A 24,397-nucleotide genomic window follows, 5' to 3' on the forward strand; every position below is an offset into this window, starting at 1 on the left:
CGCACTCCACCTGTTTTCAACTCATTTTCGTTACTAATCAATTATTTATGCAGAGCAACCACGCGATCGCGGGCAATTTTCAACTGCTCGAGTTGCTTTTGCAGTACCTCACGAATATAGGCCGGTATGTGGTCTTTCTCGATAGCCTCTTCGTACGCTTCGACGGCGGCATTTTCGCCAAATTCGACGGAGCTTAACACCGTCTGCTCGTCTTTACCGGTTAGGGCTGCTTTGATGTCAATCCAGGCACGGTGAATTTTACTCGAAACGTCGGTTGAGGTGGCGTTGGATACCGCCGAGCCATCAATCCGGACGATGTGGTCGGCCAGTTCGCTCCGAAACTGCTGGCTCTGAATGACGTTGTGGCGAAAAATGTCGTCGAGGTTGGCATCTTTAGTGTCTTCAACGGCTTTCTCGTATCCCTGAATGCGGTCGTTATTAATTTTAACCAGCTCGTTGAGCGAGTCAACGATTTCTTCGTTCGAAATCATCTTTATGGGGTTTAAGGTTTGTTTTTAAAACGGATCTTTCGGACAAATGTTTACCCCGTTTCGGCGATTTGATGGGGTGAGTACGTATAAAAAAGACATGGCCAGTAACACCGGTCATGAAGGGTATTATTGAGGATATCCGGATGTGTCAGCGGAGCGGTGATCTGAAAAAGTTGTTTCTGGAAGCGAAAGTAATTGAATTGCTGATGCTCCAGCTTGAACAGATCAATTCGGACGGTTTTCAGGCCATTGCCCTGAAAAGATTTCGGGAAAATTCAGGAAGCTCGGAGGGGTTGCGCATCCGATCGGCTACAAAATCACGCTCATTCTACGGCGGCTTATAAGCGGTATTTTAATAGGCCGCCGAGTGAACTACACAAATAAGGCTGGTTTACGCTTCGTCCTGATCGTTCTGCTGATCTGTATCATCGGCGTTCGTCGATACCTTGACCAGGTTAATCCGCGCTTCGTCCATCGACAGGATGGTGAACCGGAAGGGCGGCATTTGGATCACGTCGTTTACGTTCGGGATTTCGCCATTAACGGCTAAAATCAGGCCGCCCAGCGTATCATAATCGCCTTCAGGAATATTCCAGTCGTATTTCTCGTTTAGATTTTCGATTTCGTGCCGGGCACTTAGCAGCCAGGTGTTATCGTCAAGCTGGCGTTCATCCCAGTCTTCGTTGGTGTCATATTCATCCTGAATCTCACCAAAAATTTGTTCGACCAGATCTTCCACACTGACCAGCCCCGAGGTGCCGCCAAACTCATCGACCACCAGCGCCAGACTTTTACGTTCGGCCAGGAATTTTTCAAGCAGGAGCCGGGCTGGCATACTATCCGGAACCACCCGGATGGGGGTCAGAATGCTCTCGATGGTCTGCGGTTTTTGAAACAGCGACAGGGCGTGGCAGTAGCCAATCACATCGTCGATGTTGTCGCGGTAGACCACAATTTTGGAGTGGCCGCTCTCCTGGAAACAATGTTTGAGTTTCTCGATGCTGTCATCTACCTCAATGGCCGTAATATCCGTCCGGGGAATCATGCAGTCGCGTACCGACACGTTCCGAAAGTCGATGGCATTGTTCAGGATTTCGGTATCGATATCAATCTCTTCGTTGTCGTTCTGGTCGGGTTGTTTCTGCTGGTTGAATTGCTGGAGGTAGTGGTTCAGGTCGATCAACCCAAAAACCGGCCGAATCTCGGAATATTTGCTGCCCGGAATAATTTTAACGATGCCCTTGGTCAGCCAGACCATCAGCCGGACGATGGGAGCAATGGCCTTGTAAATAATCCATATTGGAATCGCCAGCCGTTCCATGAGAGCGTCGGGATGAATCAGTGCCAGACTTTTGGGCACATAATCGCCGAACGGCATGAATAGCAGCGTAAGGATGAAGGTTTCGATTACAATGAGTGTAACCGGATGCCGGAGGGATTCGGGGAGGTACGTGGCCAGAAAAGGGTTCAGAACCGTTACGCCCAGAACACCGTATAAGACCAGAAACAGCGTATTGCCCGTCAGGGTCGTACCCACAAACAGAATGGGTTGTTTCAGAAAAGCCGAAACCAGTTTCTCACCCAGGGGCCCCTGTTTGCTGTGCAGATCAAAATAAAGCCGGTTGACGGATTGGTAGGCCATCTCGACCGCCGAGAAAAACCCGGCCAGTATGAGGGCGATTAAAGCACCGAGCAGAATACTGTATGATTCCATACACGATCATCTGAAGCAAAACCGTCTTGAACCAGGATTCCACGGATGAACGAATTTACCCGCCTATAATCGTAGTAAATCGCTTCGTCCGTGGAATCCCGGTTTAAACAGCCCCGTTCAGGACTTCTTTTTTTTTCGTTTGTTCGCTTTAACTGCAACCGGCGGTTTTTGTTCGGGCCGGTTCAGGTGTACCCCACGAACATACATAAAAGCAAGCAAAAAGGCCAGACATAGCATCAAGAGCCAGTAATGTTCGCCAAACGTGCCCGTCCGCCGGAACTCCAGCACCCAGAGAATGAGACAGCCGAGGGAGAGAGCACCAAGAACGGTTTCAGAAATCTTCATATGCGGTTTACGGTAGGCTGTTTCGCAACCACGACCGGTTTCTTTTTATCCTTATCCCGCATCTTGGTAAACTCCCGGTAACGCCGGACGGCGGCCATCGAAAAGCCAATCACCAGCACAAACGTCCCGATCCAGAGCAGGTTGATGAGCGGCATTTCTTTCGCTTTCATCACAATGTAGTCGCGCTGGGTGGTGTTGGCCGAGAAGGTAAACAAGCCCGTGCGCGGATCAATTTCATCCAGTTGAAGCCGCAGACCGAGTTCGTCGTTTGTTTCGGCTTTTCGGCCCACCAGCCGGTCTTTAATAATGAACGCCGGTTTCAGAACATATTCCCGTTCTTTATCCAGTACCCGAACCACGGCCTTTACAGCCGCATCGTTGGGGCCGAGCGGAGTCCCATCAATCTCGCGGGTTTGCTCAATGTTGTCAAAAACAGCTACGTAATCGTTGACAAAGAACGTATCACGCGGAGCAATCCGGTACGTTTCGGCGGGGCTCCAGGTGCCTTCGCTGTTCGGATCCGGAACCGTGGCTACGTAAGTATAGAGGTCTTTCCCCGGCATCCGGCGAATGTCCGGCGATGGCAGAAAACCGCCTTCACCCATCTGCTCGTTGATCTGACCGCGCGGGAACAGGGTAAAGACTTTTCCTCCCGGTTCACGGTATTCAACTTCGTAATAGGTGTTTTCGGGATGCAGCGCCACGGTATCGCCTTTTTTATGATAAAGCTTTCCGTTCTGTTCAATGTCGTGCAGGGCAATACCGTGATAGCTGAATTCCGGGCTGGCTCCTACGAGCGGTTCAACCCAGTCGCGGGGAACGTAATCGGGCACACCCCGGATCTCAATCCGTTTTCCACGGTACGTCAGCAGATAGCCGCTCATTTTCTGGGGTTGATTCAGCCACAGAATGACGTTTTCTTTATTTTCCTTGTTATCGTTTTTCGTGAAATCCTCGCTTTTCGAAATCAGCAGACCGGTGTTGTTGATGGACACGATTTTCGAATAACCCGACGAAAACAGAACGCCGAGCAGCATCAGGGCCGCCCCAATGTGCGTTACGGCACCGCCAGAAAGCTTGTAATTACCCCGGACAACCCCTATCAGAATGCTCGAATTGGCCACGATTGCAAAGACGGAAGCGGTCAGCAGCGCCATAAACGCCGGTTTGGTGATGTTACCGTAGGCAATCAGCGCACCGCTGATGACGAGCGAAATGATGGCGGGGGTAATCAGGGCGTTCAGGTTATTTTTAGCGGTTTTACGCCACCAGATGTATTGCCCAATTCCCGTCAGAACCGCAATTACCGCGAAAAACCAGACCTGGAATTTGTTGAAGTGCGCTACCTGATCGGCGGGCATCGCAATATTGGGGTTGAAGCCAAACGCTTCGCCAATTTTGTTGTAAACCGGGAATGAGGTTGTGTTTAACACCTGAAAACTGGCCAGGCAAAGCACAATTGCACCAATAAAAACCCAGAATTCCTTCGAGTAAACGGAGGTTTCTTCCTCGTCTTTTTCGATCAGTTTCCACTTTGCTGCGATCAGCACAATGGCGATGGCCATAAAAGCCAGCATGTAAATCAGCAACTGGCCGGATAATCCCAGATCGGTGAACGAGTGGACCGATGAATTGCCCAGAATACCGCTACGGGTCAGGAAGGTCGAATACAGAATCAGCAGGAACGAGGAAACCGAGAGAATAATGGCTGTTTTTAAACCCGTTGAGCTTTTTTTGCCAATGAGCATGGCGTGGATGGCCGCTACCAGCACCAGCCAGGGAACCAATACCGAGTTTTCGACCGGATCCCAGTTCCAGTAACCACCAAAGTTGAGGGTTTCGTAAGCCCAGTAGCCGCCCATCAGAATGCCGACGCCCAACACCATCGCTGAGAACAGGGCCCAGGGCAGGGCGGGACGCATCCATTCTTTCGGCTCGTTTTTCCACAAACCGGCAATACAGAACGCAAAGGGAATCAGTGTAGTGGCATAACCCAGGAAGAGGGTTGGCGGGTGAATCACCATCCAGTAGTTCTGCAACAGGGGGTTCATCCCCTTGCCATCTTCCGGAACGTAATTGGGATTGCTGGTAAAAATCGGGGCATCGGGCATAGCCTCCCGCAGCAGCAGAAACGGCGAACTCCCGATCTTGAACGTGTCGCCAAAGACAACGCCCAGAATCATGGAAGCCAGAAACGCCTGTACGAGCGCAAAAACCGTCATCATGGGCGCTTCCCACTGGCGGGTGCCGTTGGTGCGATCATCCCGGTTGGTCTGGATCAGAACAACGCCTAAAATTGCATTCCAGAACAGCCAGAGCAGAAAGCTACCTTCCTGCCCGTGCCAGAAGCTCGAAATCACGTATTCCGCCGGTAAGGCCCGTGACGAGTAATTCCAGGCGTAGTGGTATTCGTAGTAGTTGTTAAAAATGATATAGAAAAGGCTGCCGACAACTCCCAGAATGGTCAGACCGTGGACGTAGAATGCCCCCCGGGCCAGCCAGCGCCATTGCGTAAGCTCGCGTTTGTTCTGGAGAAGATCGTTACCCGCCAGCGAAATCCGCAGGTAGGCAACCGTCGCCATCAGGGCGGTTACAAAAGAAAGAATAACAAAAAGGTGGCCGATTTGACCAACAGTCGTATGAATCATGATTGAATGACTAGAGGGGTGAACTTGATGGTTTGAATGGCTAAGTGGTCAGATCGCTGTCGGGGTAAATGGCCCGAAAACCATCCAACCGCTGTGCAGCTATCTACCCAATTAGCCATGCAGCCATTACAGCCATCTTAGATAGTTGCTTTTTTCGCTTCGTACTCCTTTGTTTCCAGTTTGTTTTCCTGGTATTTCGACGGGCATTTCAAGAGAATTTTGTCGGCCTGAAAATGATCACCGTTCATGGTGCCGATAACGACCACCTGCTCCGAACGATCAAAATCCTGCGGTTTCGGGGCGTTGTACACCACTTTCTGTGTCCGGTTTTCATTATCGACCAGCGTAAACTCAAAGTGATTGGGGTCAATCTGGGGTTGATACACCATGTTCGTAATTTGCCCCTGAGCGTCTTTGGTCAGCTTACCAACCACGTGAACACCGTCTTTTTCACCACTCTGGGCCATTTCGGCTGCCTGGGTGAAGGAAACGTACGAACTGGCATCACCGGCTGTTGAGATAATAATACCGATCGCCAGTGCAATGATGATAATCCCGAAAATATGTGTTTTTTTCATGATGATACATTCGTGTAATAAGAGGGAGAAAGATTGGAAATAATCGCTGAAATGCGAATGACGAATGTCAGCTTTTCCGATTTTGTTTCTCCTTTTTCGTTTGTCAGGGCTTTACTTAATCTCTTTTTCCAGCTTACTGATCTTCGTGTCCAGTCGGATGAGGTAAATAATTACCCCCGCAAACGTGACCAGAAATACGGCCACCACAACCCAGATTTTACCGTCGGCCCGCAGCCGGTCGGCCATCTCAATCTCCTGAGCCTGACTGCTGAACGACAGCAACAGTAAAAAGCAAAGAACCAGAAATCTATGTAGCATACAGTGAGTAGTGTAAAGTGATAACAAGTTTGAACCGGTAATCATTCCGCAGTGGAATGGGCTTTAGGCAGGGAATCGTTGACATTGTCGAGCCGGTCGCGCAGCCGACGGAGCCGGACGCGTAACTGGGTAATCCAGACCCCGATCAGCGTCATTCCGATCACGCTCGGATACAGGACCAGCCGCATCCCGTTGTCCATGTCATACTGCCCGAAAGCCGGGTTACCGCCGTTGCCGGGGTGCAGGGAGTCGGTCAGGCGGGGCAGGACAAAGATGAGCGGCACAAAAACCGCAAAGGCAAAAATGTTATAAATCGCCGAAACCCGGGCGCGCCGGAGTTCATCGTCAAACGAATTCCGGAGAATCAGGTAGGCGAAATACATCAGCATCCCCACGGCCACGCTGTTCAGCTTGGGGTCGTTGGGCCAGGGGTCGCCCCAGGTCACGCTGGCCCAGAGTGAGCCGGTGGCGCAGCCCAGAATACCGTACAGGATGGCGGTGTTGGCAAATTCTACCGAAACATGATCATCGTTCAGACGGCCTTTCCGCAGGTAGCGAATGGCAAAGATCATAGAAGTCAGCATCAGAATCACCATCGAAAACCACAGCGGTACGTGGAAGTAAACGTTGCGAATGCTCTCGTTCAGAATGGGTTGCCGGGGAACGTCGCCCATCAGGCCGACCCAGATCACGTACGTCATGATGACGACGGCTAAGGCTTTCCACCAATGTTTTTTCATAGTCTTTTTAACTTCTCCACAAGTAGGGAAATAACATCACCGATAACGCCAGAACAATGGCGTCGATTGCCAGTAAAGTACCGATTTCGTCCAGACTAACGCTACGGTCTAATCCATCAAGTGCATTTTTTGAGACACGAATCAGCATCAGCAGCAGCGGAAGCACCACCGGGAAGCTCAGCACCGCCATCAGGGTTGCGCTGTTCTCGGCTTTTGATGCAATACCGGCCACCAGCGTCAGCGAAGCCGCAAACCCGATAGCTCCCAAAAGCAGGTTGAGCAAAAACAGCGGCATATCCATGTCCTGCCCGGGTACGCCCATCACCAGCGTATAAATGCCGAACCCCAGTCCGGCCAGTACCAGCATCAGCAGCGTATTGTACAGAATTTTGGACAGGATAATTTTCTGCGGACTGATCAGTGTATAATAGTACAAAAGCCGTCCGGACCGTTCCTGCACAAAACTCTTTGCAATGGCATTGATGGCCGTAAAGAGCAGAATAATCCAGAACAGGGCGTTCCAGACCATTGGGGTCAGTTGGTTCCGGCGTAGACTAAAGCTCAAAAAACAAACGAAAACCGTACTTACGATATAAAGCAGCATCCCGTTCAGGGCGTAGCGTTGCCGCCACTCCAGCCGAAATTCTTTGCCGATCAGGACACCAATCTGTTGCATGACTAGCCTCGGGCGTCAGCCCATCAATGAGTTGGTTTTTGGTTTACGTACTACTAGTTATTTATACCAGATTCTACAAAATTACAACACAAACCCCAGTTCCGCTTGATAAGAAACCCGGTTTTTTCAAGAACTCTGCCAGAAGCCGGTATTCACTGACCAAGTTTTAGGATTCTGTCTGTTTTAACTATTTTTGTCGTTTCAGCTTTGCCGTTCCTGTAGCCAGTATTTTTTCAAGAATTCTTTATGAAAGCGAATGGATAAGGCTTAACTTTCGTTAATTTTTAATAATTCTAAATAATTTTGGAGCGTCTATGGACCAGCCGAAAGAGAATACACGGAGCGTCGCAGATTTGAAAATCGGAGAAAAAGCCGTGATTCGGTCGTTTCGTGACCAGTGGATGTCATTGAAATTGCTGGAAATGGGATGTTTGCCCGGTACAGAAGTTTCGTTGCATTGCAAAGCACCCCTGGGCGATCCGATTTGCCTGAACGTTTCCGGGTACTGTCTCTCGATGCGGAAGGTCGAAGCCGCTACCATATTGGTCGACTAATAGGAACTATATAGTTGGAACGGCCCGCCGGTATCGACTATTAATATTTTACTGAATCATTGAAATCAAAACCCGTTATCGCCCTGGTGGGCAATCCGAATTCCGGAAAATCATCGCTGTTTAACCAATTGACCGGTCTGCGCCAGAAAGTGGGCAACTTCCCCGGTGTGACGGTCGATAAAAAGTCGGGTACGGCTTTTCTGAACGAGACCACCGAAGTGGTGGTGGTCGATCTGCCGGGTGTTTACAGCATTTATCCCAAATCGCTGGATGAGCAGGTGGTCACCGATATTCTGGCCAATCCTGACCATCCGGATTACCCCGACGTGGCCATTGTGGTGGTGGATGCCTCCAACCTGAACCGGAATCTCCTGCTTTTTAGCCAGATTCAGGATCTGGGCGTACCCGTAATCATGGCGCTGAACATGCTGGACATTGCCCGGCAGCAGCAGGTGGAAATCAATGCCGTCCGGTTGTCGATGCAGCTGGGCGTACCGGTCGTGAAAATCAATGCGCGGGTGGGCGAGGGGCTCGACCGGCTGAAAAAAGCCGTTGAACAGCAACTGAGCGAACCGGTGGTGGCCGACAAACTTTTTTTTGATCCGGCGCTGGCAGGCGCTTCTGCCGGACTGGATATGAAGGGCCTTATTTCGGACGTTCGGGAAAACTACCGGCTCGACAACAACTACGTTGCCCTGCAATACCTCATTCAACACGACGGTTTTACGTTTCTGGACCAGCCGCAACGGGTCCGGCTGGACGGCCTGATCGATAAATACGGTTTTAACGAACTGGATTTCCAGACGAAAGAAACCATCGGACGCTACCAACGGATCGGTGAAGTGGCCCGGGAAGCGGTAACCAATAACCGCCCGCTCGACCAGCCTACCTGGAGCCAGCGCATCGACCGGATCCTGCTGCACCCGTTCTGGGGATACGCCATCTTTCTGACCATCCTGCTGCTGATCTTCCAGGCCATTTTTGCCTGGGCGCAACCGTTCGTCGATGGGATTGACGAAGGCGTTACCTGGATTAACAACACCCTGCACGAACGGCTGCCCGAAGGTCCGCTGACGGATTTGCTGACCGACGGTATTCTGGCCGGTATCGGGGGCGTGGTGGTATTTATTCCGCAGATCGCCTTTCTGTTTTTTCTGATTTCGCTGCTGGAAGAATCGGGTTATATGTCGCGCGTGATGGTTCTGATGGACCGCATCATGCGGCAATTTGGTCTGAACGGGCGGAGCGTTGTGCCGTTGATTTCGGGCGTAGCCTGCGCGGTTCCGGCCATTATGGCGACCCGCAGCATCGGTTCCTGGCGCGAACGGCTGATTACCATTCTGGTGACACCACTGATGAGCTGCTCGGCCCGCTTGCCCATTTATACCATTCTGATTGCCCTGGTCGTGCCGGAAAAAACCATACTGGGTTTTCTCAATATGCAGGGACTGGTGATGATGGCCCTGTATCTGCTGGGGCTGGCGGCTGCACTGGTTGCGGCTTACGTCTTTAAAAAACTGGTGAAAGCGCGCGATAAAGGCTTATTCATCATGGAGTTGCCAACGTACAAATGGCCTCGCTGGAATCACGTCGGTATTACGGTTTGGGATAGCGTCAAATCATTTGTCTGGCAGGCCGGGCGGGTTATTGTTGCTATTTCTATTGTGCTATGGGTGCTGGCTTCCTACGGCCCCGGTGATGACATGGAGCAGGCCGAGAACCGGGTGAGACATCAATCGGCCAATATACCGACGGAACAGATCGAAAACCGGGTGGCTTCCGAACGGCTGGAAGCATCGTATGCCGGACGGTTTGGGAAAATTCTCGAACCCGCTATTAAGCCGCTGGGCTACGACTGGAAAATTGGCATTGCGCTCATCAGTTCGTTTGCCGCCCGCGAAGTGTTTGTCGGAACGATTGCGACGATTTACAGCATTGGCAGTGCCGACGGGGAAGATGACAGCACGGTTCGGGAGAAACTGGCAACGGAGGTAAATCCGGAGACGGGCGGGCCCATGTATACCCCGGCGGTGGCTTTTTCGCTGCTGGTGTTTTATGTCTTTGCGATGATGTGTATGAGCACCATTGCCACCGTGTACCGCGAAACAAAAGGCTGGAAGTGGCCGCTGATCCAATTGGGGTATATGAGTGTACTGGCTTATGTTTCCGCTTTCCTGGTGTACCAATTGATGAAATAAAAAAAACAGATTTCAAAAAGAGCAGCAGGCTTTTACGGCTGCATCTCTACATGAAATCTGTTTCTTAGGTATTAATTCTTTACGGTTTTGTCCGTTACCAGAGCAACCCTTTCGATATGATCGGATAGACAAAGTGAAAAAGAATGTAGGCAAAGATCATGACTGTCAATACGCCAAGTAATGAGATCTGATCGATTTCAAAACGGACCCGACGCCCTGGGCGACTTACTTTCCATTCTTTGGGGACACTGTTTCTCATGGTAACTTACAAATTATGGTGTGGTATACTTCGGTGTTGGATATAGTGCAAATTTGAACAATCAGCCTGATTCGGTTATACGTACAACTACGTGATTTTAAATTCAAGTAGTTTTCCCGTCTCGGTTTATGCTGATTTACTTAACTATTTTCAAATTCTATTCCATTTTGGTTTCAATAACCGGTCTGCCGGGAGTCAATAAGTATACTACTGGCTATTAAGTAGTTACATTTTGACATATGCGTAAAATCCCATCGTCATACTATGTCACCAATGCGGGACAGAGCTTGTTTGTGGAATAGTTTCTACACTCCCCGGGAATCCCTTACACAACTAATGACCCCGTATTGTGTATGGGAGTTGGAAGTAGCTTGAATGGAGTAAGAAAATATTTTCTGGAATAACGGCTATCTATCTGGTTCTGGCGGGCTAAACCGTCAGAAAAAGCCGGTGCTGTAGCAAGAAAAGGAGAGTTAATCCCAGCGCAGCGACTCAATAATGTCCTGTGCCGTCAGGCCGATTTGCCCACGTTGGTTGGCCACCCGGTCGCCTGCGCGTCCGTGTTCGAAGACACCCAGCACGGCGGCTTCCACCGGATCATATCCCTGTGCCAGCAAACCCGTCAGGATGCCCGTCAGCACATCGCCAGTACCGCCTGTACTCATGCCGGGGTTACCCGTAGAATTAAAGTGGGTGGTTCCGTCGGCGGTGGCGATGGCAGAGTGAGCGCCTTTTAAAACCACCACTAAACGGTTTCGCTGGGCGAAATCGCGCAGAAGGCCCAGTTTATCATAGTCGCTGGTCCAGCGCCGGGTTAGTCGTTCAAACTCTTTCGGATGCGGAGTCAGAATACTGTTCTTGGGGATTTTGGCAATTAACTCACGGTTTTGCGCGATCAGGTTAAGAGCATCCGCGTCAATGACCAGCGGTTTCTGGGCATCGGAAAGCAGTTTGGTGAGCATCGCAAGGGTTTCGGGTGCCGTGCCAATACCGGGACCAACCCCGATAGCTGCGTATTTGCTCAGGTCAATCTCTTCCAGTTCCGACTGACCCGTCAGGATATGCTGATGCCCGTCGGGCTGGCACATGGCTTCCGGAACCGTGGTCTGGATGATATCATAGCCGCAGCGGGGCACCTGAACCGACAGCAGGCCAACGCCCGACCGCAGGCACGCCCGCGAAGCCAGCACGGCAGCCCCCATTTTCCCATAACTACCCGCAAACAGCAGGGCATGCCCAAACGAGCCTTTGTGGGAAAAGCGGTTTCGGGGACGGAGCAGATGCCGGATCTCTCTTTCGGTCGTGTAAAAATACGTGGTGGGCGTCCGGTCCATAAAGGTTCGGCTCAGGTTAATGTCTACCACATGCCATTCTCCCACGTACTGGCTTTGAGAAGGGAGCATAAAGGCCAGCTTGGGCAATTGGAAGGTAACGGTATAATCGGGCTGGATAATCGTCGCGTTGGGGCCGTTAGCCGCGTCGGCAAAAAGGCCGCTGGCAATGTCAACGGCGACCACCGTGGCCGGGCTGTGGTTGATGGCGTCGATGGCTGACTGCACAATGCCCTCCGTCGTTCGCGACAAACCGGAACCCAGAATGGCGTCAATAACAACCTCGCGGTTGCGGATGACCGGGATGTCGCGTTCGTTTTCGATGTAACTAATGGGGGCAATTAGTTTCAGGCGCCGGTGATTATGCATGAAGTCTTCCGATTCGCGGGGGGCGTACCGGACCACATACGTCTGAACCTTGTATTCCAGTTGTGTCAACAGCCGGGCAATGGCCAGACCGTCGCCACCGTTGTTGCCCAACCCGCAGAAGACCCGAACCGGACGATCTTTGTCAAAACGGGCCGTATACCAGTCCGTAAACGCCTGTGCAGCCCTCTCCATGAGGTTAATGGGGGCAACGGGTTCATGTTCGATGGTATATTGATCGAGCGCGCGGGTTTGTTCAACGTTGAGAATCTTCATCAGCGAGAAATTGACGGGATAAGGGGTTGTGGTGGCGAAATAGCTAAAAACCTCGTCAGCATCCAACCGTTCGTCCATCAATTTATTTCAGCCTAGCCCTTTATAAAACGGAAATTAATTCCTACATTTGCGGCTTATAAAGAAATTTCATACCCCCGAAGATATCTACGGTCATGAGTGAATTAATTAAACTGGTCGAAGCTGACAACGCAAGCCGCCGGGAAGGTTTTCCGGTCTTTCAATCAGGCGACACAGTCAATGTACACGTTAAAATCCGCGAAGGAAACAAAGAGCGGATTCAGGTTTACTCGGGTACGGTGATTCAACGCCGGAATCCGAACACCAATGGAGAGACATTTACGGTACGTAAAATTTCAAACGGTGTGGGTGTAGAGCGGATTTTCCCGGTTCTGTCACCAAACATCGACAAAGTTGAAGTGGTTCGTCTGGGTAAAGTTCGTCGCGCTCGTCTGTTCTATCTACGTGGCCGTCAGGGCAAAGCTGCACGTATTAAGGAGCGGAAAGCAAAAAGTCGGCAGCCACAGGCATAAGCACTGTATGACTTACGAATAAGAAGCTGTCTGGAAAGACGGCTTTTTTTGTACCAAAAAATTAGGAGTGATGTATTAAAAAGTATGAATTGACTGACGCATTCTACTCGCGAAGCGACTCTTAATTCAGACTTCGTAACTCATCACGCTCACTTCCTGACCATGATCGATTTCTTCAAATACCAGGGAACCGGCAACGATTTTATTCTCATCGACGACCGCGCCGAAACGTTTCCCATCTCCCAGGAACGTATCGCCCGGCTTTGTCACCGGCGGTTTGGAATTGGTGCTGACGGTCTGATTCTGCTCCGTAATCATCCGGAGTTCGATTTTCAGATGATTTATTTCAACTCCGACGGGGCAGAGGGCAGTATGTGCGGCAACGGTGGGCGGTGCATCGTCCGGTTTGCGCACGATCTGGGACTGTTTGAAAAAGAAACGCGTTTTCTGGCCGTCGATGGCGAACACCGGGCCGTGGTCAATGGCGGAGAGGTTTCGCTGAAGATGAACGAGATTTCCGGGATTGATCAGCACGCTGATTATGCGTTCCTGAACACGGGTTCTCCGCACTATGTGAAAGTGGTGGAGGATGTCGAGTCGATGGATGTTGTTGCTGAAGGCCGCCCGGTTCGGTACAGCGAACGGTTTGCTCCCGGAGGAACCAACGCCAACTTCATTGAACCGATTGGAGAGAACGCCCTGTTTGTCCGGACGTATGAACGGGGTGTGGAGGACGAAACGTATTCCTGCGGAACAGGGGTGACGGCATCGGCCCTGGTGGCACACCGCCAGCTCGGTATGCAGAGTCCCGTGTCGATCCGGACGCTGGGCGGAAATCTGCGCGTTTCCTTTGTAGCCCACGACCAGGATCATTTCAGCGAACTTTATCTGATTGGTCCCGCCGTTCGGGTTTATAGCGGTTCCATTGACGCCTGACGGTTTTATTCGTCCACGCCCAGGATGCCGCCTTTCAGGTGATACATATTTTTGGCTTCCAGTTCGGGGTGGCGGCAGAAATCCTTGGCAGCCACCCGGCTTCGGATTCCGTTTGTGCAGACGACAATGACATTGTCGTAGGGGAGCAGATAATGCCGTTTGTCTCGGATTTCGGCCAGCGGAATGTTTAGCCCACCGATATTAAACTCTTCAAACTCCCACTCATCACGGACATCGACAATGACGGTTTCCGGCTGCATCACTAACGACTCCATTTCTTCCGTTGTAATGTCGGTATACGTTTTCTGGCTCACGGTATCAGGATTGATGTAGATTATCCGACTTACTGAATTAAGTAACACAAAAAATGCGGAGGGTGTTTAGCTGTGTCTGAGAATTATGGTCGGGCTATATAAGCATTTTCGGGTCGTAGTAAAACCAGTTGCCTAATGGTTGGCAACGGAAACCATATAGTAAAGGTTCCGTCAAAAAATCTGCCAACTTGTCACATCCGACGGCTCTGGAACAGTTCTTGGTGTCGTGTCGACGTCAGATTATTTCCGTCAATCATACTAATTTCTATTGTCATGAACTCGACCATTCAGGAAAAAGGTCAAATTTCGATTCATACGGAAAACATCTTTCCGATCATTAAAAAGTTTCTTTATTCTGATCACGAGATTTTTCTGCGAGAACTGGTTTCCAATGCCGTTGATGCTTCCCAGAAACTGAAAAAACTGGCCGGTTTCGGTGAGTTTAACGGGGAGTTGGGCGAGCAGAAAGTAACCGTAACCCTTAACGAAGAAGCTAAAACGATTACCGTCAGTGACCGGGGTATCGGGATGACGGCGGAAGAAATTAAAAAGTATATCAACCAGATTGCCTTTTCGGGAGCTTCGGAATTTCTGGAGAAATACAAGGATAAACTCGACGAAAAGGGTGCCATCATCGGACATTTTGGCTTAGGGTTCTACTCGGCTTTCATGGTGGCGCAACAGGTTGAAATCATTACCAAATCCTACCGCGAAGGTTCGGCGGCTGCCCGCTGGATTTGCGACGGCTCCACCGAATTTGAAATTACGGAAGCCGAGCGTGCCGAACACGGTACTGACGTGATTCTGCACATTGCCCCGGATTCAGAAGAGTTTCTGGATAAAAACCGGCTGCGGACCATTCTTGAAAAATACGGTCGTTTCCTGCCAGTGTCCATCGAATTTGACGGCACGACGATCAACAATACCGCCCCCATCTGGACCAAGTCACCGTCCGAACTGACGGATGAGGATTACCAGAATTTCTACAAAGAACTCTATCCGATGTCGGAAGAGCCGTTGTTCTGGATTCACCTGAACGTTGATTATCCGTTCAACCTGACAGGTGTACTTTACTTCCCACGGCTTAAAAACGATTTCCAGATCCGGCGCGAAAAAATTCAGTTGTACAGCCGTCAGGTGTTTATTACCGACGAAGTAAAAGACATCGTGCCCGACTTCCTGATGATGCTGCACGGCGTGATTGACTCGCCGGACATTCCGCTCAACGTTTCCCGGAGCTTCCTGCAAGCCGACAGCAACGTTAAAAAAATCAACGGTTACATTACACGCAAGGTGGCGGATAAGCTCTCCGAGATTTTCCGGAATGACCGCGCTGGCTTTGAGCAGAAATTCGATGACATCGGACTGTTTATAAAATACGGTATCATCAGCGATGACAAATTCTACGAAAAAGCGAAGGATTTCTGTCTGGTGAAAAACGTAGACGGCAAGTATTTTACGTTTGACGAATTTAGCGAAGCCGTTAAAGAAAATCAGACGGACAAAAATGGTACCGCTGTCTGGCTGTATACAAACGATCGTCAGAAACAGGATGGTTTTATCGATTCGGCCAAAAAGCGGGGGTACGAAGTCCTGCTGTTTGATACCGTCATCGATAGCCACTTTATTAATACGCTGGAATACAAGCTCGAAAAAACCAGTTTGAAGCGGGTCGACTCCGATACGTTCGACAAGCTGATTGATAAAGGACTGAGCAACGAAAGTGTTTTATCGGAAGACGACCGGAACAAACTGAAATCGTTGTTTGAAGAAGTGCTGGACAATAAAACCGCAGCGGTTTCTGTCGAAGCCATGCCGACCGACGAGCTACCGGTCATCATTACGTTGCCGGAATTTTTCCGTCGAATGAAAGATATGTCGGCCCTGAGCGGAGAACGCAGCATGTTTGGCCCGATGCCGGATAGCTATAACGTGGCCGTAAACGCCAATCACCCGCTGGCCGACCGCATTCTGAAAGTAAGCGATACCGACGAGCAGAAAGTGCTAATCAAGCAAAGCCTGGATCTGGCGAAACTGTCGCAGGGAATGCTTTCCGGTACTGACCTGACGGCGTTTATCCGCCGGACGGTTGAGACGCTGTAAGGCATGGCCGTTGTGTAAACGGTTTAAATAAAAACGGACGGCCTTTCCGAGGCCGTCCGTTTTTATTTAAACCGTTTACTGAACAGGCCGTCCGTATTTGGTCATATACAGTTTTTTAGACTGTCCGACCCAGTCCTCCCGTTCGATGCGGTCGGGGAAGAATTCGATGATGTCGCTAAGCTTTTCCACATCTTCGGCTGTGAAGTTGGCCAGTTGCCGGAAGCTGTAGATGCCTAGTGTGTTTAACTGACGTTCAAAGAAAGGCCCAACGCCTACAATCTCTTTTAAGTCATCGGCCTCATCTAATGTAGCGTAACCGATGCGGTTAAAGTTTAATTCCGACGCCCGGAATGCAATTTTTCGCAACGTAGCGTCTTCACCAGTCACCCCTTTTTCACCAACCGGTTTTGGGGTTAGTAGGGGAGAATGTGCCCAAGCGGTTGCACTCCGGTTACGCTGGCATTCGGCCAAAGCCGCTTCCTGTTCGGCTATTTGAGCCCGTACGTTATGAATGCGGCCGTTGGTTAGCAACCGGGCCAGTAGATACCCAACCAGAGCGGCAAAGGCTAACAAAAGCAGTATTTCAGAAATGGCGACGCCCCGGCTGAAAGGATCCAGATTAAACATAGTATGAGAAGTTTTAAGTCAAACGGTAGTGTTTAGACGCTGTATTTCTGGCGGTACAAAGCTCGAGCCTGACCAATCCAGTTTTCGCGTTCGATGCGATCGGGGAAAAGCTCAATAATATCACTGAGTTTCTGCACATCTTCCGTTGTGAAACTGGCCAGTTGGCGAAAGGTATAAATGCGCAGGCTGTGCAGTTTTTTCTCGAAAAACGGACCGATGCCGTTGATTTCCTTGAGATCGTCGGCTTCGGCGCGGGTCGCCAGGCCAATCCGGGTGAAATTTAATTCGTGAGCCCGGGCGGAAATTCGTTGCAGAATGACAGTTTCCTCTCTATTCAAGTTGGCTTTTAGGCAGTCTTCTACAAGGTTTTCCGTTGTATAAAGCTGCGCTTCGAGTTGACGAATCGTTGCTTGCCGGATAATGTAACCGATGATAAAACCCAGCACGCCAGCAACCAGCAACATGATCCAGTGCTGTAAGTCGGCATCCGGCAGTTGATAGGGATTCATTTCAAACATGGTGGTAACAAATTAAGGTGAACGAAATGGGTGTGGTTACTTTTTCACGACGACGGAGGTTCGGCGATTGGCCCGACGACCCTCTTCGGTGTTGTTCGAGGCAATCGGCAGGATTTCGCCTTTGCCTTCGACTTCAATCTGGCTGGCGGCAATACCGGCTTTGACAAATTGCATTTTTACGGCGTCCGCCCGCTTTCTGGAGAGAGTTAGGTTAAGTGCGTCAGGGCCGCTATTATCGGTATGGCCGGTAACCAGCAGTTTCTGCTCTGGATGCTCCTTCAGGTAAGCCTTTGTTTTTTCAAGAAACTTCACAGTTTCGGCGGTCCTGATGTAGTCAATCTTTCCGGTGTTAAAGTAAAGGTCCATCGGCTCGAAGATGGATGCAAACGTTTCGCCGTTGGCCAACTCCTCTTCGGTCGACTTTTGCTCTTTTACCAGAACTTCGTCTAAAAAAGCAAACTGGACACCTCCGTACAACGAGTCGCCAGCGGGCGTAAATGACAGATCGGGTTTCTCTGCGCCAACGACCTGAAACTGGCCTTCGGGAATTCCCAGGCTCATTAAATAAGCGCGGATGCTGTTGGCCCGGCCCACACCCAGATTGGATTCAGACGACGAATTTTGCTCGTTGACATCGTAAAAGCCTGTCAATTGCAGTTGCTTATCGGGATTCGATTTCAGGTATAACGCCAGGGAGTCGAGTAAGGGACGAATACCGTTGAGGTTGGCATCAGCGCCAGATTTTGCAAAGGCTAAATGGCCGGGTGAACGAAAAGTGGTGGAAGTGCCATCGCTAAATTGTAATCCGGGAACCGTAAAAGGCCGGGTTGGAGTAGCAACGGACACCGGTGTGGAAGGCGTGGCATCGTCCAGGCATAACTGTTTAATGCGGCAAACGTGCCAGTAGGTTGAACCACCCATCCAAAGAAGGAGTAAGACAACCCAGGGAGTTTTTGTGGTGAGCATGAAATAAAGGAGGCTTTGAAGGTTCCATTCTATCCTTATGACGGATGAGGTTGCGGAAAGTCATTCAAATTCCTCCCTTTTTGTCAACACCTACCAAAAAGCCCTACCAGCGTCTATGTAAACGCTGATAGGGCTTTTTAATTGGATTTAAGCGAATAAACCGATTTTAACGATTCATGGAAACCAGAAACTCGTCGTTGTTGCGGGTGCCGCGCATCCGGTCGAGCAGGAAATCCATTGACTCCATCGGGTTCATATCGGCCATGTGTTTGCGAAGAATCCAGATACGTTGCAAGCTTTCTTTGTCGAGCAGCAGATCCTCGCGACGCGTACCGGAAGCCTGCACATCGACAGCCGGGTAAACACGTTTGTTGGACAGTTTCCGGTCGAGCTGAAGTTCCATGTTACCCGTTCCCTTGAATTCTTCAAAGATCACTTCGTCCATTTTAGAACCCGTATCAATCAGAGCCGTGGCAATGATGGTCAGAGAACCGCCGTTTTCAACGTTGCGGGCTGCCCCGAAGAACCGTTTGGGTTTGTGCAGCGCATTGGCATCAACACCACCCGACAGGATTTTACCCGACGACGGTACAACGGTATTGTAGGCACGCGCCAAACGCGTAATCGAGTCGAGCAAAATCACTACATCATGACCACATTCGACCATCCGTTTGGCTTTTTCCAGAACCATCGACGATACTTTTACGTGTCGTTCGGCTTGTTCGTCGAACGTAGACGAAATAACCTCCGCGTTAACGCTGCGGGCCATATCGGTTACCTCTTCCGGACGTTCGTCAATCAGCAGAATGATCAGGTATACTTCCGGGTGGTTTTTCGTAATGGCGTTGGCGATGTCCTTCAGCAACACCGTTTTACCGGTTTTTGGCTGGGCCACAATCATTCCGCGCTGGCCTTTACCGATGGGGGCAAACAGGTCAACAATCCGGGTAGAATACTGATCGGCACGGTAGCTCAGGTTCAGTTTTTCTTCCGGGAACAGCGGAGTCAGGTACTCAAACGGAATCCGGTCACGGATTTCCTCGGTAGTTTTACCATTCACTGACGACACGCGCAGCAGGGCGAAGTATTTTTCTCCTTCTTTCGGTGGCCGAATCTGTCCCCGTACCGTGTCTCCGGTTTTCAGACCGAAGAGTTTAATTTGTGACGGTGATACATATATGTCGTCCGGGCTGGCGAGGTAGTTGTAATCCGCCGACCGTAGGAAGCCGTAGCCGCCGTCGGACATAATTTCCAGAACGCCTTCGTTTTCGATAATTCCGTCGAACTCCCGGACGTGCTGATTATACTGCCGGCGAATGCGGTTGGTATAATCATCCGGGCGCGTCAGGTCGCGCTGCTGGCGTTCGGCCTGCACCGAAGGCTGAGGAGCAGAAACCGTTGGTTCGGGCTGAGCAACCTGAGCGGGTGCTTCCGAAACCTCGGGGCTGACCGTCGGAATTTCGGGTTCACCAGCCGGTGTTTCGACCGGAGCGGTGTAGAAATCATCTACATCCGGTTCGATGGACAGATCCAGCGCCGGTTGTTCGAGTTCGTTCTTCCGATTTCGTGGTTGCTCCGGGCGAGCCATCCGGTCTGGGCCGGGTTTTCTATCAATCGGGTTTAAATTGGCCGATGCCGCAGGGGTTTCTTCCGTCATGCCATCATCTTTGCGGATGCGCTGCCGAACCCGGCGGGCGTCCTGCGTATCAGCCTGTTCATTACGGGCCGGACGGGGGCCAGTCTGTTCGGGTCCGCGCCGGTTTTGCGGGCGGTTATTCGTCATTTCGGTGGCCCGTCCGTTTCTCGGTGCATTTTCCCGGGTAGGGCGGTTGGCCGGAGTTCGGCGTTCTTCGGGCCGGTTGAGTTGGACAGGAGCCTGCGCTTCCGGCTGTTCAGGAGCCAGGGCAGGGGCAGATGGTGTAATCTCCTCGGCAGCCGCCGGTGCTGGTTCAGCTACGGCTACCGCCGGGGTTGGTTCTGCCGGTTCCTGGCGGGTACGGCGGCCACGACGGGCCGCCGGGGCGGCTTCTGATACGCCGTTTTCAGCAGCAGCATCCAGTACCGGGTCCGGTTGTAAGGCTTGCTGGCCTAATATCTTGTAAACCAGATCCTTTTTGTTTAATTTACCAATGTCGCGAATGCTGAATGATTCAGCAATCACTCTCAATTCTGATAAGAGTTTCAGTTCGAGTTCTTCCTTATTATACATAAAAAGCCAGAGTAAGCAAAGAGGGCTTTACTTGATAAGTGTGAGATAATGTCGCTAGTTGAACCGTCGTTACGGTGAACGGGGGTGAATGAATCAAAACGGGGAAAATCGTGCTTAAATGTTTTCGATAACTACAAGTCAGATGAATTGCTTGACCTATACACTTGCCGCAACTGTTTCGGTATACAGACACAACAACGCGAATGCGTGTGCGGTTTAACAGGACAGTCTGATCAGGTGAATTTGGCTGGCAGCCTCAGATTACATGGATAAAAGGCAGAGCACCCGAGAACCGGTGTCAGAACCTATTGTGACCACAATGTTAAGCTATTAATCCCGTTTTGTCAATAAGAACGCGCAAAACCTGCAAATGTTTTGATAAATAATCGAAAATACTGAGTATTTTTCTTTTTATCTATCCAATGGATACGCAGTCGGCGATCTTACATACAACGTTCTTGAAGGGAAAGCGAATTCCCCGCTATGAGTTTTAACAATCTCCAGCAACCGATAGTTCACCGTTTCTTTAATCTTATTGTACTCCCGCCAGTCGCCGGTCGCCACGTAAAACTGAACCAGAATGTCGAGCGAACTTTCTCCGAACGCATCAAACTGAATGAGGGCCGGGCTTTGACTGGTTTCGGGCTGGCTGTCAAGATACTGCCGGATATCGTCCACAATGGCCCGGAGCGTTTCCGCGGGTGTGTCGAGCGTGAGACGGAGGAAAAATTTCGCCCGTCGCTGGCTGCGCTGGGTCATGTTATCGAGCGACTGCGAAATCATCAACCGGTTCGGGACGGCAATCTGACTACCGTCGTCGGTCCGAAGTCGGGTGCTGCGAAAACCGATTTTTTCGACCGTTCCCGTGACCTGGTTGGGGCCGGTTCCGGCGGTAACGGTATCGCCCGTGATAAATGGACGGTCGAGCAGAATCGCAAAGGAGGCAAACAAATTTTCCAGGGTTTCGCGAGCCGCCAGGGCAATGGCCAGACCGCCGATCCCCAGGCTGGTTACCAGGGCAATGACGTTAATGTCGAAGACTATACTCAGGGTAGCAAAAAAAGCGATGGCAGACACGGCCATGATCATCAGGTCCCGAACGAACGGTACCAGTTGGTCGTCGAGTTTGGTTTCGGTCAATTCGGCCCGCTTCTGGAAGATCAGCCCAATAAATTTCACGAACCGAATGGCGATCCAGGCCAGCGTAATCATCAGAATGGTCTGGTACAGCCGGATCAGGATAAAACGGTAGCCAAATTCGGTAGGCGGAGTCAGCCCCCATTCTTTGGGTACATTCAGGCGGTCGAAGGCCAGAAAGAGCATGAGCAGCAGGATCAGAAACTCGATGGGTTGCCGCATCAGCCGAATAAAGTCGCCGACGGGTATAGAACCGGAGTCGGGTTTTACCAGTCGGTAAAAGAACCGGCTCAGCACCATCGATAACACCCGTTTGAGCATTAACGCCAATAAAATAAGGATGGCGAAAGCAATCAGATTACCCACAGAATTACCCAATAATTCCTGCTTAAGCCATCGTTCCAATGATTCCATGCTGCATTTTAAGCATTTTTAACACCCAAAATTGAGGAATCTGGCCTCTATTTGCAATTTTTGCATTAATGAACATCGCTATCGACTGGGGTAATAGCGCGATTAAAGCCGGATTTTTTGAAAACGGGGCGTTGATCGAAGTGCACGCCCATCTATCCATTGAGGCCCTGCATGACCGGGTCCGGAAACAACCGCCCGACGCCGTCGTCATTTCGTCGACCAGCCGCCCGGCAGAGCAGCTGCGGGACCAGCTTCCGCTGAAGCCCGAAACCTATTGGCTGACGGTGGATGGCTATACTCCGCTGCCGATGGAAAAACGGTATGATACCCCCCATACCCTCGGTACGGACCGGATTGCGGCTGCGGTAGGAGCCACGGTTCGTTTTCCGGTGGAAGATTGTCTGGTGATTGACATGGGTACCTGCGTGACCTACGATTACGTCGATGCGGATTCCGTTTTTCACGGCGGGATGATTTCTCCCGGCTTTCGTATGCGATTCCGGGCCATGCATTCGTTTACAGAAAGACTACCGTTGGTTGAACCCGAAGAACCCCGGCCCACGTTGTTAGGGAAAAATACCCGACAGGCCATGCAATCGGGAGTTATCAACGGATTACTGGCTGAGTTAAACGGAATTATCGACGCACACCGCCGGGAACGCCCCAACATAAAGGTGTTAATATGTGGGGGGGACGCTCCTTTTTTTGAAAGTAGCCTGAAACCTCCCATCTTTGTAGTTCCGGAACTAGTGCTGATTGGATTGAATCGTATTTTACAACATAATGTCTACCTCTCGTAACGGACTCAAATCCGTCTTATTTACCGGCCTTTTACTCCTGGGCGTAGCCCAATTAACTGCTCAGGCACAGGGTTTAGGCAATTCTCCTTATTCGTCGCTCGGTATTGGCGAAGTCCACGGAAACAATAATATCACCAACCTGGGGATGGGGGGACTGGGAACAGCCTATGCCAACGGTTTTTTTCTCAACAGCGCCAACCCGGCCTTACTGGTTCGGAACCGGTTTACCATTTTTGAAGTGGGCTTGTTGGGACAAAGCAAAAAGCTGTCGGATAACCGTGGCCAGAACCAGCAGGATTTCGGTGGAAACCTGAGTTACCTGACGCTGGCGTTTCCGGTTACGAAATTCTGGTCGGCGGGCATCGGCTTACGGCCTTATAGCTACGTTGACTACCAGACGACGCAGTATCAGCGTATACCCGGTACAATTTATGAAGCTGAATACATCTACCACGGACGGGGTGGGCTCAACAAAGCAACATTGACGAACGGGTTTAGCCTGACCAAAAACCTTTTTGTCGGTGTGGATGCCTCTTTTATTTTCGGTAACATCACCAACGATTCGGACTCGCGCTTGCTGATTGGTGGCGACGATATTACGGTCAAGCGTTCGACGCTGAATAGTTATGGCGACGTTCTATGGCGCCTGGGAGCAGCCTGGCGGCCTAAACTAAACAAAGACTGGTTCCTCAACATTGGTGCAACGATCGATCCCATGACGAAGCTCAGCGGAAGTTCGGTCGATACGTATCAGCAAATCGACGCGGGGGGCACCCTGATCTCAAACCCGGACACGGTGAGTACCCAGAGTAAGGGTTCGATTACCTTGCCGACGCAGTTCCGGGGTGGTATCGTGCTTGAAAAATCACAAAAGCTGGCTGTCGGAGTTGAATTCGGCTACCAACCCTGGTCAAAGTTTACCAATCTGGGTGGCACGTCGGGCGGTTTGAAAGACAGTTATTCCATTGGGGCGGGGCTGGAGTATACGCCAAAAATCCGTTCGAGCCGCTATATTGATTTGATTCCTTACCGGCTGGGTTTTAACTACGCTACGTTGCCGTACTCAATTGGTGGGAAACAGCCGACCGATATGAATGTCAGTCTTGGTCTTTCTCTGCCCGTTGGACAATTTGTTAATTCAATGACACTCTCCCTGATCGGCGGACAGCGTGGAACCGTCACGGAAGGGCAAATTCGTGAGCGGTATTTTAAAATAGGACTTGGCTTTTCGCTCAATCAGCAATGGTTCGTACGGTACAAGGTTGATTAGTGCTGGCTGGCCCATTTCGTTACCGTTTACTCAAACGGGTGAACCAGGTCGTTTAGAC

General features: G+C 50.8%; 23 protein-coding genes. 8 read left to right on the forward strand and 15 right to left on the reverse strand.

Features of this window, described 5'->3' with window-relative positions; translation table 11 throughout:
- Nucleotides 1–41 precede the first annotated feature (41 nt).
- The gene (locus LX87_RS07380) at nucleotides 42–491 is read right to left on the reverse strand and encodes a ferritin-like domain-containing protein (protein ID WP_111627584.1); all 450 of its coding nucleotides are present in this window, start codon (nucleotides 489–491) and stop codon (nucleotides 42–44) included.
- An 86-nt stretch (nucleotides 492–577) separates the two neighbouring features.
- Here LX87_RS07380 and LX87_RS07385 point away from each other — a divergent pair, with 86 nt between their 5' ends.
- Entirely contained in the window at nucleotides 578–835 is a 258-nt protein-coding gene (locus LX87_RS07385) for a hypothetical protein (RefSeq protein WP_510186289.1), read from the forward strand.
- Between the two features lie 47 nt (nucleotides 836–882).
- Here LX87_RS07385 and LX87_RS07390 read toward each other — a convergent pair whose 3' ends face one another.
- The 7 genes from LX87_RS07390 to LX87_RS07420 form a co-directional block, all read right to left on the reverse strand.
- Nucleotides 883–2,205 carry a hemolysin family protein gene (locus LX87_RS07390; protein ID WP_111627586.1) on the reverse strand — a complete coding sequence of 441 codons (1,323 nt, stop codon included), beginning with the start codon at nucleotides 2,203–2,205 and terminating at the stop codon, nucleotides 883–885.
- 117 nt (nucleotides 2,206–2,322) lie between these two features.
- Nucleotides 2,323–2,550 carry a hypothetical protein gene (locus tag LX87_RS07395; RefSeq protein WP_111627587.1) on the reverse strand — a complete coding sequence of 76 codons (228 nt, stop codon included), beginning with the start codon at nucleotides 2,548–2,550 and terminating at the stop codon, nucleotides 2,323–2,325.
- Complete coding sequence (locus tag LX87_RS07400) at nucleotides 2,547–5,198, reverse strand: heme lyase CcmF/NrfE family subunit (protein WP_111627588.1); 2,652 nt, start codon at nucleotides 5,196–5,198, stop codon at nucleotides 2,547–2,549. Before LX87_RS07400 ends, LX87_RS07395 begins: the two co-directional genes overlap by 4 nt.
- Nucleotides 5,199–5,335: 137 nt before the next feature.
- The gene (locus LX87_RS07405) at nucleotides 5,336–5,776 is read right to left on the reverse strand and encodes a cytochrome c maturation protein CcmE domain-containing protein (protein ID WP_111627589.1); all 441 of its coding nucleotides are present in this window, start codon (nucleotides 5,774–5,776) and stop codon (nucleotides 5,336–5,338) included.
- Nucleotides 5,777–5,887: 111 nt separating this feature from the next.
- On the reverse strand, nucleotides 5,888–6,094 hold the full coding sequence (locus LX87_RS07410) for a CcmD family protein (RefSeq protein ID WP_111627590.1): 207 nt from the start codon (nucleotides 6,092–6,094) through the stop codon (nucleotides 5,888–5,890).
- Between the two features lie 41 nt (nucleotides 6,095–6,135).
- Nucleotides 6,136–6,834 carry a cytochrome c biogenesis protein CcsA gene (gene ccsA, locus LX87_RS07415; RefSeq protein ID WP_111627591.1) on the reverse strand — a complete coding sequence of 233 codons (699 nt, stop codon included), beginning with the start codon at nucleotides 6,832–6,834 and terminating at the stop codon, nucleotides 6,136–6,138.
- A gap of 7 nt (nucleotides 6,835–6,841) precedes the next feature.
- Nucleotides 6,842–7,510, reverse strand: a complete 669-nt coding sequence (locus LX87_RS07420; protein ID WP_111627592.1) for a heme exporter protein CcmB — start codon at nucleotides 7,508–7,510, stop codon at nucleotides 6,842–6,844.
- A 314-nt stretch (nucleotides 7,511–7,824) separates the two neighbouring features.
- On the opposite strand from LX87_RS07420, the gene LX87_RS07425 reads away from it, so the two are divergent.
- Nucleotides 7,825–8,064, forward strand: coding sequence for a FeoA family protein (locus LX87_RS07425; protein ID WP_111627593.1), 240 nt, complete (start codon nucleotides 7,825–7,827; stop codon nucleotides 8,062–8,064).
- Nucleotides 8,065–8,123: 59 nt separating this feature from the next.
- Nucleotides 8,124–10,262, forward strand: coding sequence for a ferrous iron transport protein B (gene feoB / locus LX87_RS07430; RefSeq protein ID WP_111627594.1), 2,139 nt, complete (start codon nucleotides 8,124–8,126; stop codon nucleotides 10,260–10,262).
- Between the two features lie 732 nt (nucleotides 10,263–10,994).
- Here feoB and LX87_RS07435 read toward each other — a convergent pair.
- Nucleotides 10,995–12,494 (reverse strand): NAD(P)H-hydrate dehydratase, encoded by a 1,500-nt coding sequence (locus LX87_RS07435; protein WP_111628317.1) that lies wholly within the window; start codon nucleotides 12,492–12,494, stop codon nucleotides 10,995–10,997.
- Nucleotides 12,495–12,667: 173 nt separating this feature from the next.
- On the opposite strand from LX87_RS07435, the gene rplS reads away from it, so the two are divergent.
- Both rplS and dapF read left to right on the forward strand, forming a co-directional pair.
- A complete protein-coding gene (gene rplS, locus LX87_RS07440) occupies nucleotides 12,668–13,045 on the forward strand; it encodes a 50S ribosomal protein L19 (RefSeq protein WP_111627595.1) in 378 nt (125 codons plus the stop codon).
- Nucleotides 13,046–13,210: 165 nt separating this feature from the next.
- Nucleotides 13,211–13,981, forward strand: a complete 771-nt coding sequence (dapF, locus tag LX87_RS07445) for a diaminopimelate epimerase (protein ID WP_111628318.1) — start codon at nucleotides 13,211–13,213, stop codon at nucleotides 13,979–13,981.
- 5 nt (nucleotides 13,982–13,986) lie between these two features.
- On the opposite strand, the gene LX87_RS07450 is transcribed toward dapF, so the two are convergent.
- Entirely contained in the window at nucleotides 13,987–14,295 is a 309-nt protein-coding gene (locus LX87_RS07450; RefSeq protein WP_170139321.1) for a rhodanese-like domain-containing protein, read from the reverse strand.
- 273 nt (nucleotides 14,296–14,568) lie between these two features.
- On the opposite strand from LX87_RS07450, the gene htpG reads away from it, so the two are divergent.
- On the forward strand, nucleotides 14,569–16,398 hold the full coding sequence (gene htpG / locus LX87_RS07455) for a molecular chaperone HtpG (RefSeq protein WP_111627596.1): 1,830 nt from the start codon (nucleotides 14,569–14,571) through the stop codon (nucleotides 16,396–16,398).
- Between the two features lie 75 nt (nucleotides 16,399–16,473).
- Here the strand turns inward: htpG and LX87_RS07460 are convergent, their stop codons facing one another.
- From LX87_RS07460 to LX87_RS07480, 5 genes are all read right to left on the reverse strand, one after another.
- The gene (locus tag LX87_RS07460; protein ID WP_111627597.1) at nucleotides 16,474–17,025 is read right to left on the reverse strand and encodes a helix-hairpin-helix domain-containing protein; all 552 of its coding nucleotides are present in this window, start codon (nucleotides 17,023–17,025) and stop codon (nucleotides 16,474–16,476) included.
- Nucleotides 17,026–17,057: 32 nt separating this feature from the next.
- Nucleotides 17,058–17,534: a helix-hairpin-helix domain-containing protein gene (locus tag LX87_RS07465; RefSeq protein WP_310587896.1), complete on the reverse strand. Its 477-nt coding sequence runs from the start codon at nucleotides 17,532–17,534 to the stop codon at nucleotides 17,058–17,060.
- Between the two features lie 45 nt (nucleotides 17,535–17,579).
- Nucleotides 17,580–18,509 carry an OmpA family protein gene (locus LX87_RS07470; RefSeq protein ID WP_111627599.1) on the reverse strand — a complete coding sequence of 310 codons (930 nt, stop codon included), beginning with the start codon at nucleotides 18,507–18,509 and terminating at the stop codon, nucleotides 17,580–17,582.
- Between the two features lie 166 nt (nucleotides 18,510–18,675).
- Nucleotides 18,676–20,718: a transcription termination factor Rho gene (gene rho / locus LX87_RS07475; protein WP_111627600.1), complete on the reverse strand. Its 2,043-nt coding sequence runs from the start codon at nucleotides 20,716–20,718 to the stop codon at nucleotides 18,676–18,678.
- Between the two features lie 411 nt (nucleotides 20,719–21,129).
- Nucleotides 21,130–22,269, reverse strand: a complete 1,140-nt coding sequence (locus tag LX87_RS07480) for a mechanosensitive ion channel family protein (protein ID WP_111627601.1) — start codon at nucleotides 22,267–22,269, stop codon at nucleotides 21,130–21,132.
- A gap of 68 nt (nucleotides 22,270–22,337) precedes the next feature.
- On the opposite strand from LX87_RS07480, the gene LX87_RS07485 reads away from it, so the two are divergent.
- Complete coding sequence (locus LX87_RS07485; RefSeq protein WP_111627602.1) at nucleotides 22,338–23,069, forward strand: type III pantothenate kinase; 732 nt, start codon at nucleotides 22,338–22,340, stop codon at nucleotides 23,067–23,069.
- Nucleotides 23,053–24,339 carry a BamG family beta-barrel-assembly machinery protein gene (gene bamG, locus LX87_RS07490; RefSeq protein WP_229310581.1) on the forward strand — a complete coding sequence of 429 codons (1,287 nt, stop codon included), beginning with the start codon at nucleotides 23,053–23,055 and terminating at the stop codon, nucleotides 24,337–24,339. Before LX87_RS07485 ends, bamG begins: the two co-directional genes overlap by 17 nt.
- Nucleotides 24,340–24,397: the final 58 nt, after the last annotated feature.

It is taken from the genome of Larkinella arboricola, assembly GCF_003259745.1.
GTDB classification, from domain to species: Bacteria; Bacteroidota; Bacteroidia; order Cytophagales; family Spirosomataceae; genus Larkinella; species Larkinella arboricola.

Coding starts and splice junctions, on each gene's coding strand:
- LX87_RS07380 (WP_111627584.1), bottom strand. CDS start 491: ATGATTTCGAACGAAGAAATCGTTGACTCGCTCAACGAGCTGGTTAAA.
- LX87_RS07390 (WP_111627586.1), bottom strand. CDS start 2,205: ATGGAATCATACAGTATTCTGCTCGGTGCTTTAATCGCCCTCATACTG.
- LX87_RS07395 (WP_111627587.1), bottom strand. CDS start 2,550: ATGAAGATTTCTGAAACCGTTCTTGGTGCTCTCTCCCTCGGCTGTCTC.
- LX87_RS07400 (WP_111627588.1), bottom strand. CDS start 5,198: ATGATTCATACGACTGTTGGTCAAATCGGCCACCTTTTTGTTATTCTT.
- LX87_RS07405 (WP_111627589.1), bottom strand. CDS start 5,776: ATGAAAAAAACACATATTTTCGGGATTATCATCATTGCACTGGCGATC.
- LX87_RS07410 (WP_111627590.1), bottom strand. CDS start 6,094: ATGCTACATAGATTTCTGGTTCTTTGCTTTTTACTGTTGCTGTCGTTC.
- ccsA (WP_111627591.1), bottom strand. CDS start 6,834: ATGAAAAAACATTGGTGGAAAGCCTTAGCCGTCGTCATCATGACGTAC.
- LX87_RS07420 (WP_111627592.1), bottom strand. CDS start 7,510: ATGCAACAGATTGGTGTCCTGATCGGCAAAGAATTTCGGCTGGAGTGG.
- LX87_RS07425 (WP_111627593.1), top strand. CDS start 7,825: ATGGACCAGCCGAAAGAGAATACACGGAGCGTCGCAGATTTGAAAATC.
- LX87_RS07435 (WP_111628317.1), bottom strand. CDS start 12,494: ATGAAGATTCTCAACGTTGAACAAACCCGCGCGCTCGATCAATATACC.
- rplS (WP_111627595.1), top strand. CDS start 12,668: ATGAGTGAATTAATTAAACTGGTCGAAGCTGACAACGCAAGCCGCCGG.
- htpG (WP_111627596.1), top strand. CDS start 14,569: ATGAACTCGACCATTCAGGAAAAAGGTCAAATTTCGATTCATACGGAA.
- LX87_RS07460 (WP_111627597.1), bottom strand. CDS start 17,025: ATGTTTAATCTGGATCCTTTCAGCCGGGGCGTCGCCATTTCTGAAATA.
- LX87_RS07465 (WP_310587896.1), bottom strand. CDS start 17,534: ATGAATCCCTATCAACTGCCGGATGCCGACTTACAGCACTGGATCATG.
- LX87_RS07470 (WP_111627599.1), bottom strand. CDS start 18,509: ATGCTCACCACAAAAACTCCCTGGGTTGTCTTACTCCTTCTTTGGATG.
- rho (WP_111627600.1), bottom strand. CDS start 20,718: ATGTATAATAAGGAAGAACTCGAACTGAAACTCTTATCAGAATTGAGA.
- LX87_RS07480 (WP_111627601.1), bottom strand. CDS start 22,269: ATGGAATCATTGGAACGATGGCTTAAGCAGGAATTATTGGGTAATTCT.
- LX87_RS07485 (WP_111627602.1), top strand. CDS start 22,338: ATGAACATCGCTATCGACTGGGGTAATAGCGCGATTAAAGCCGGATTT.
- bamG (WP_229310581.1), top strand. CDS start 23,053: ATGTCTACCTCTCGTAACGGACTCAAATCCGTCTTATTTACCGGCCTT.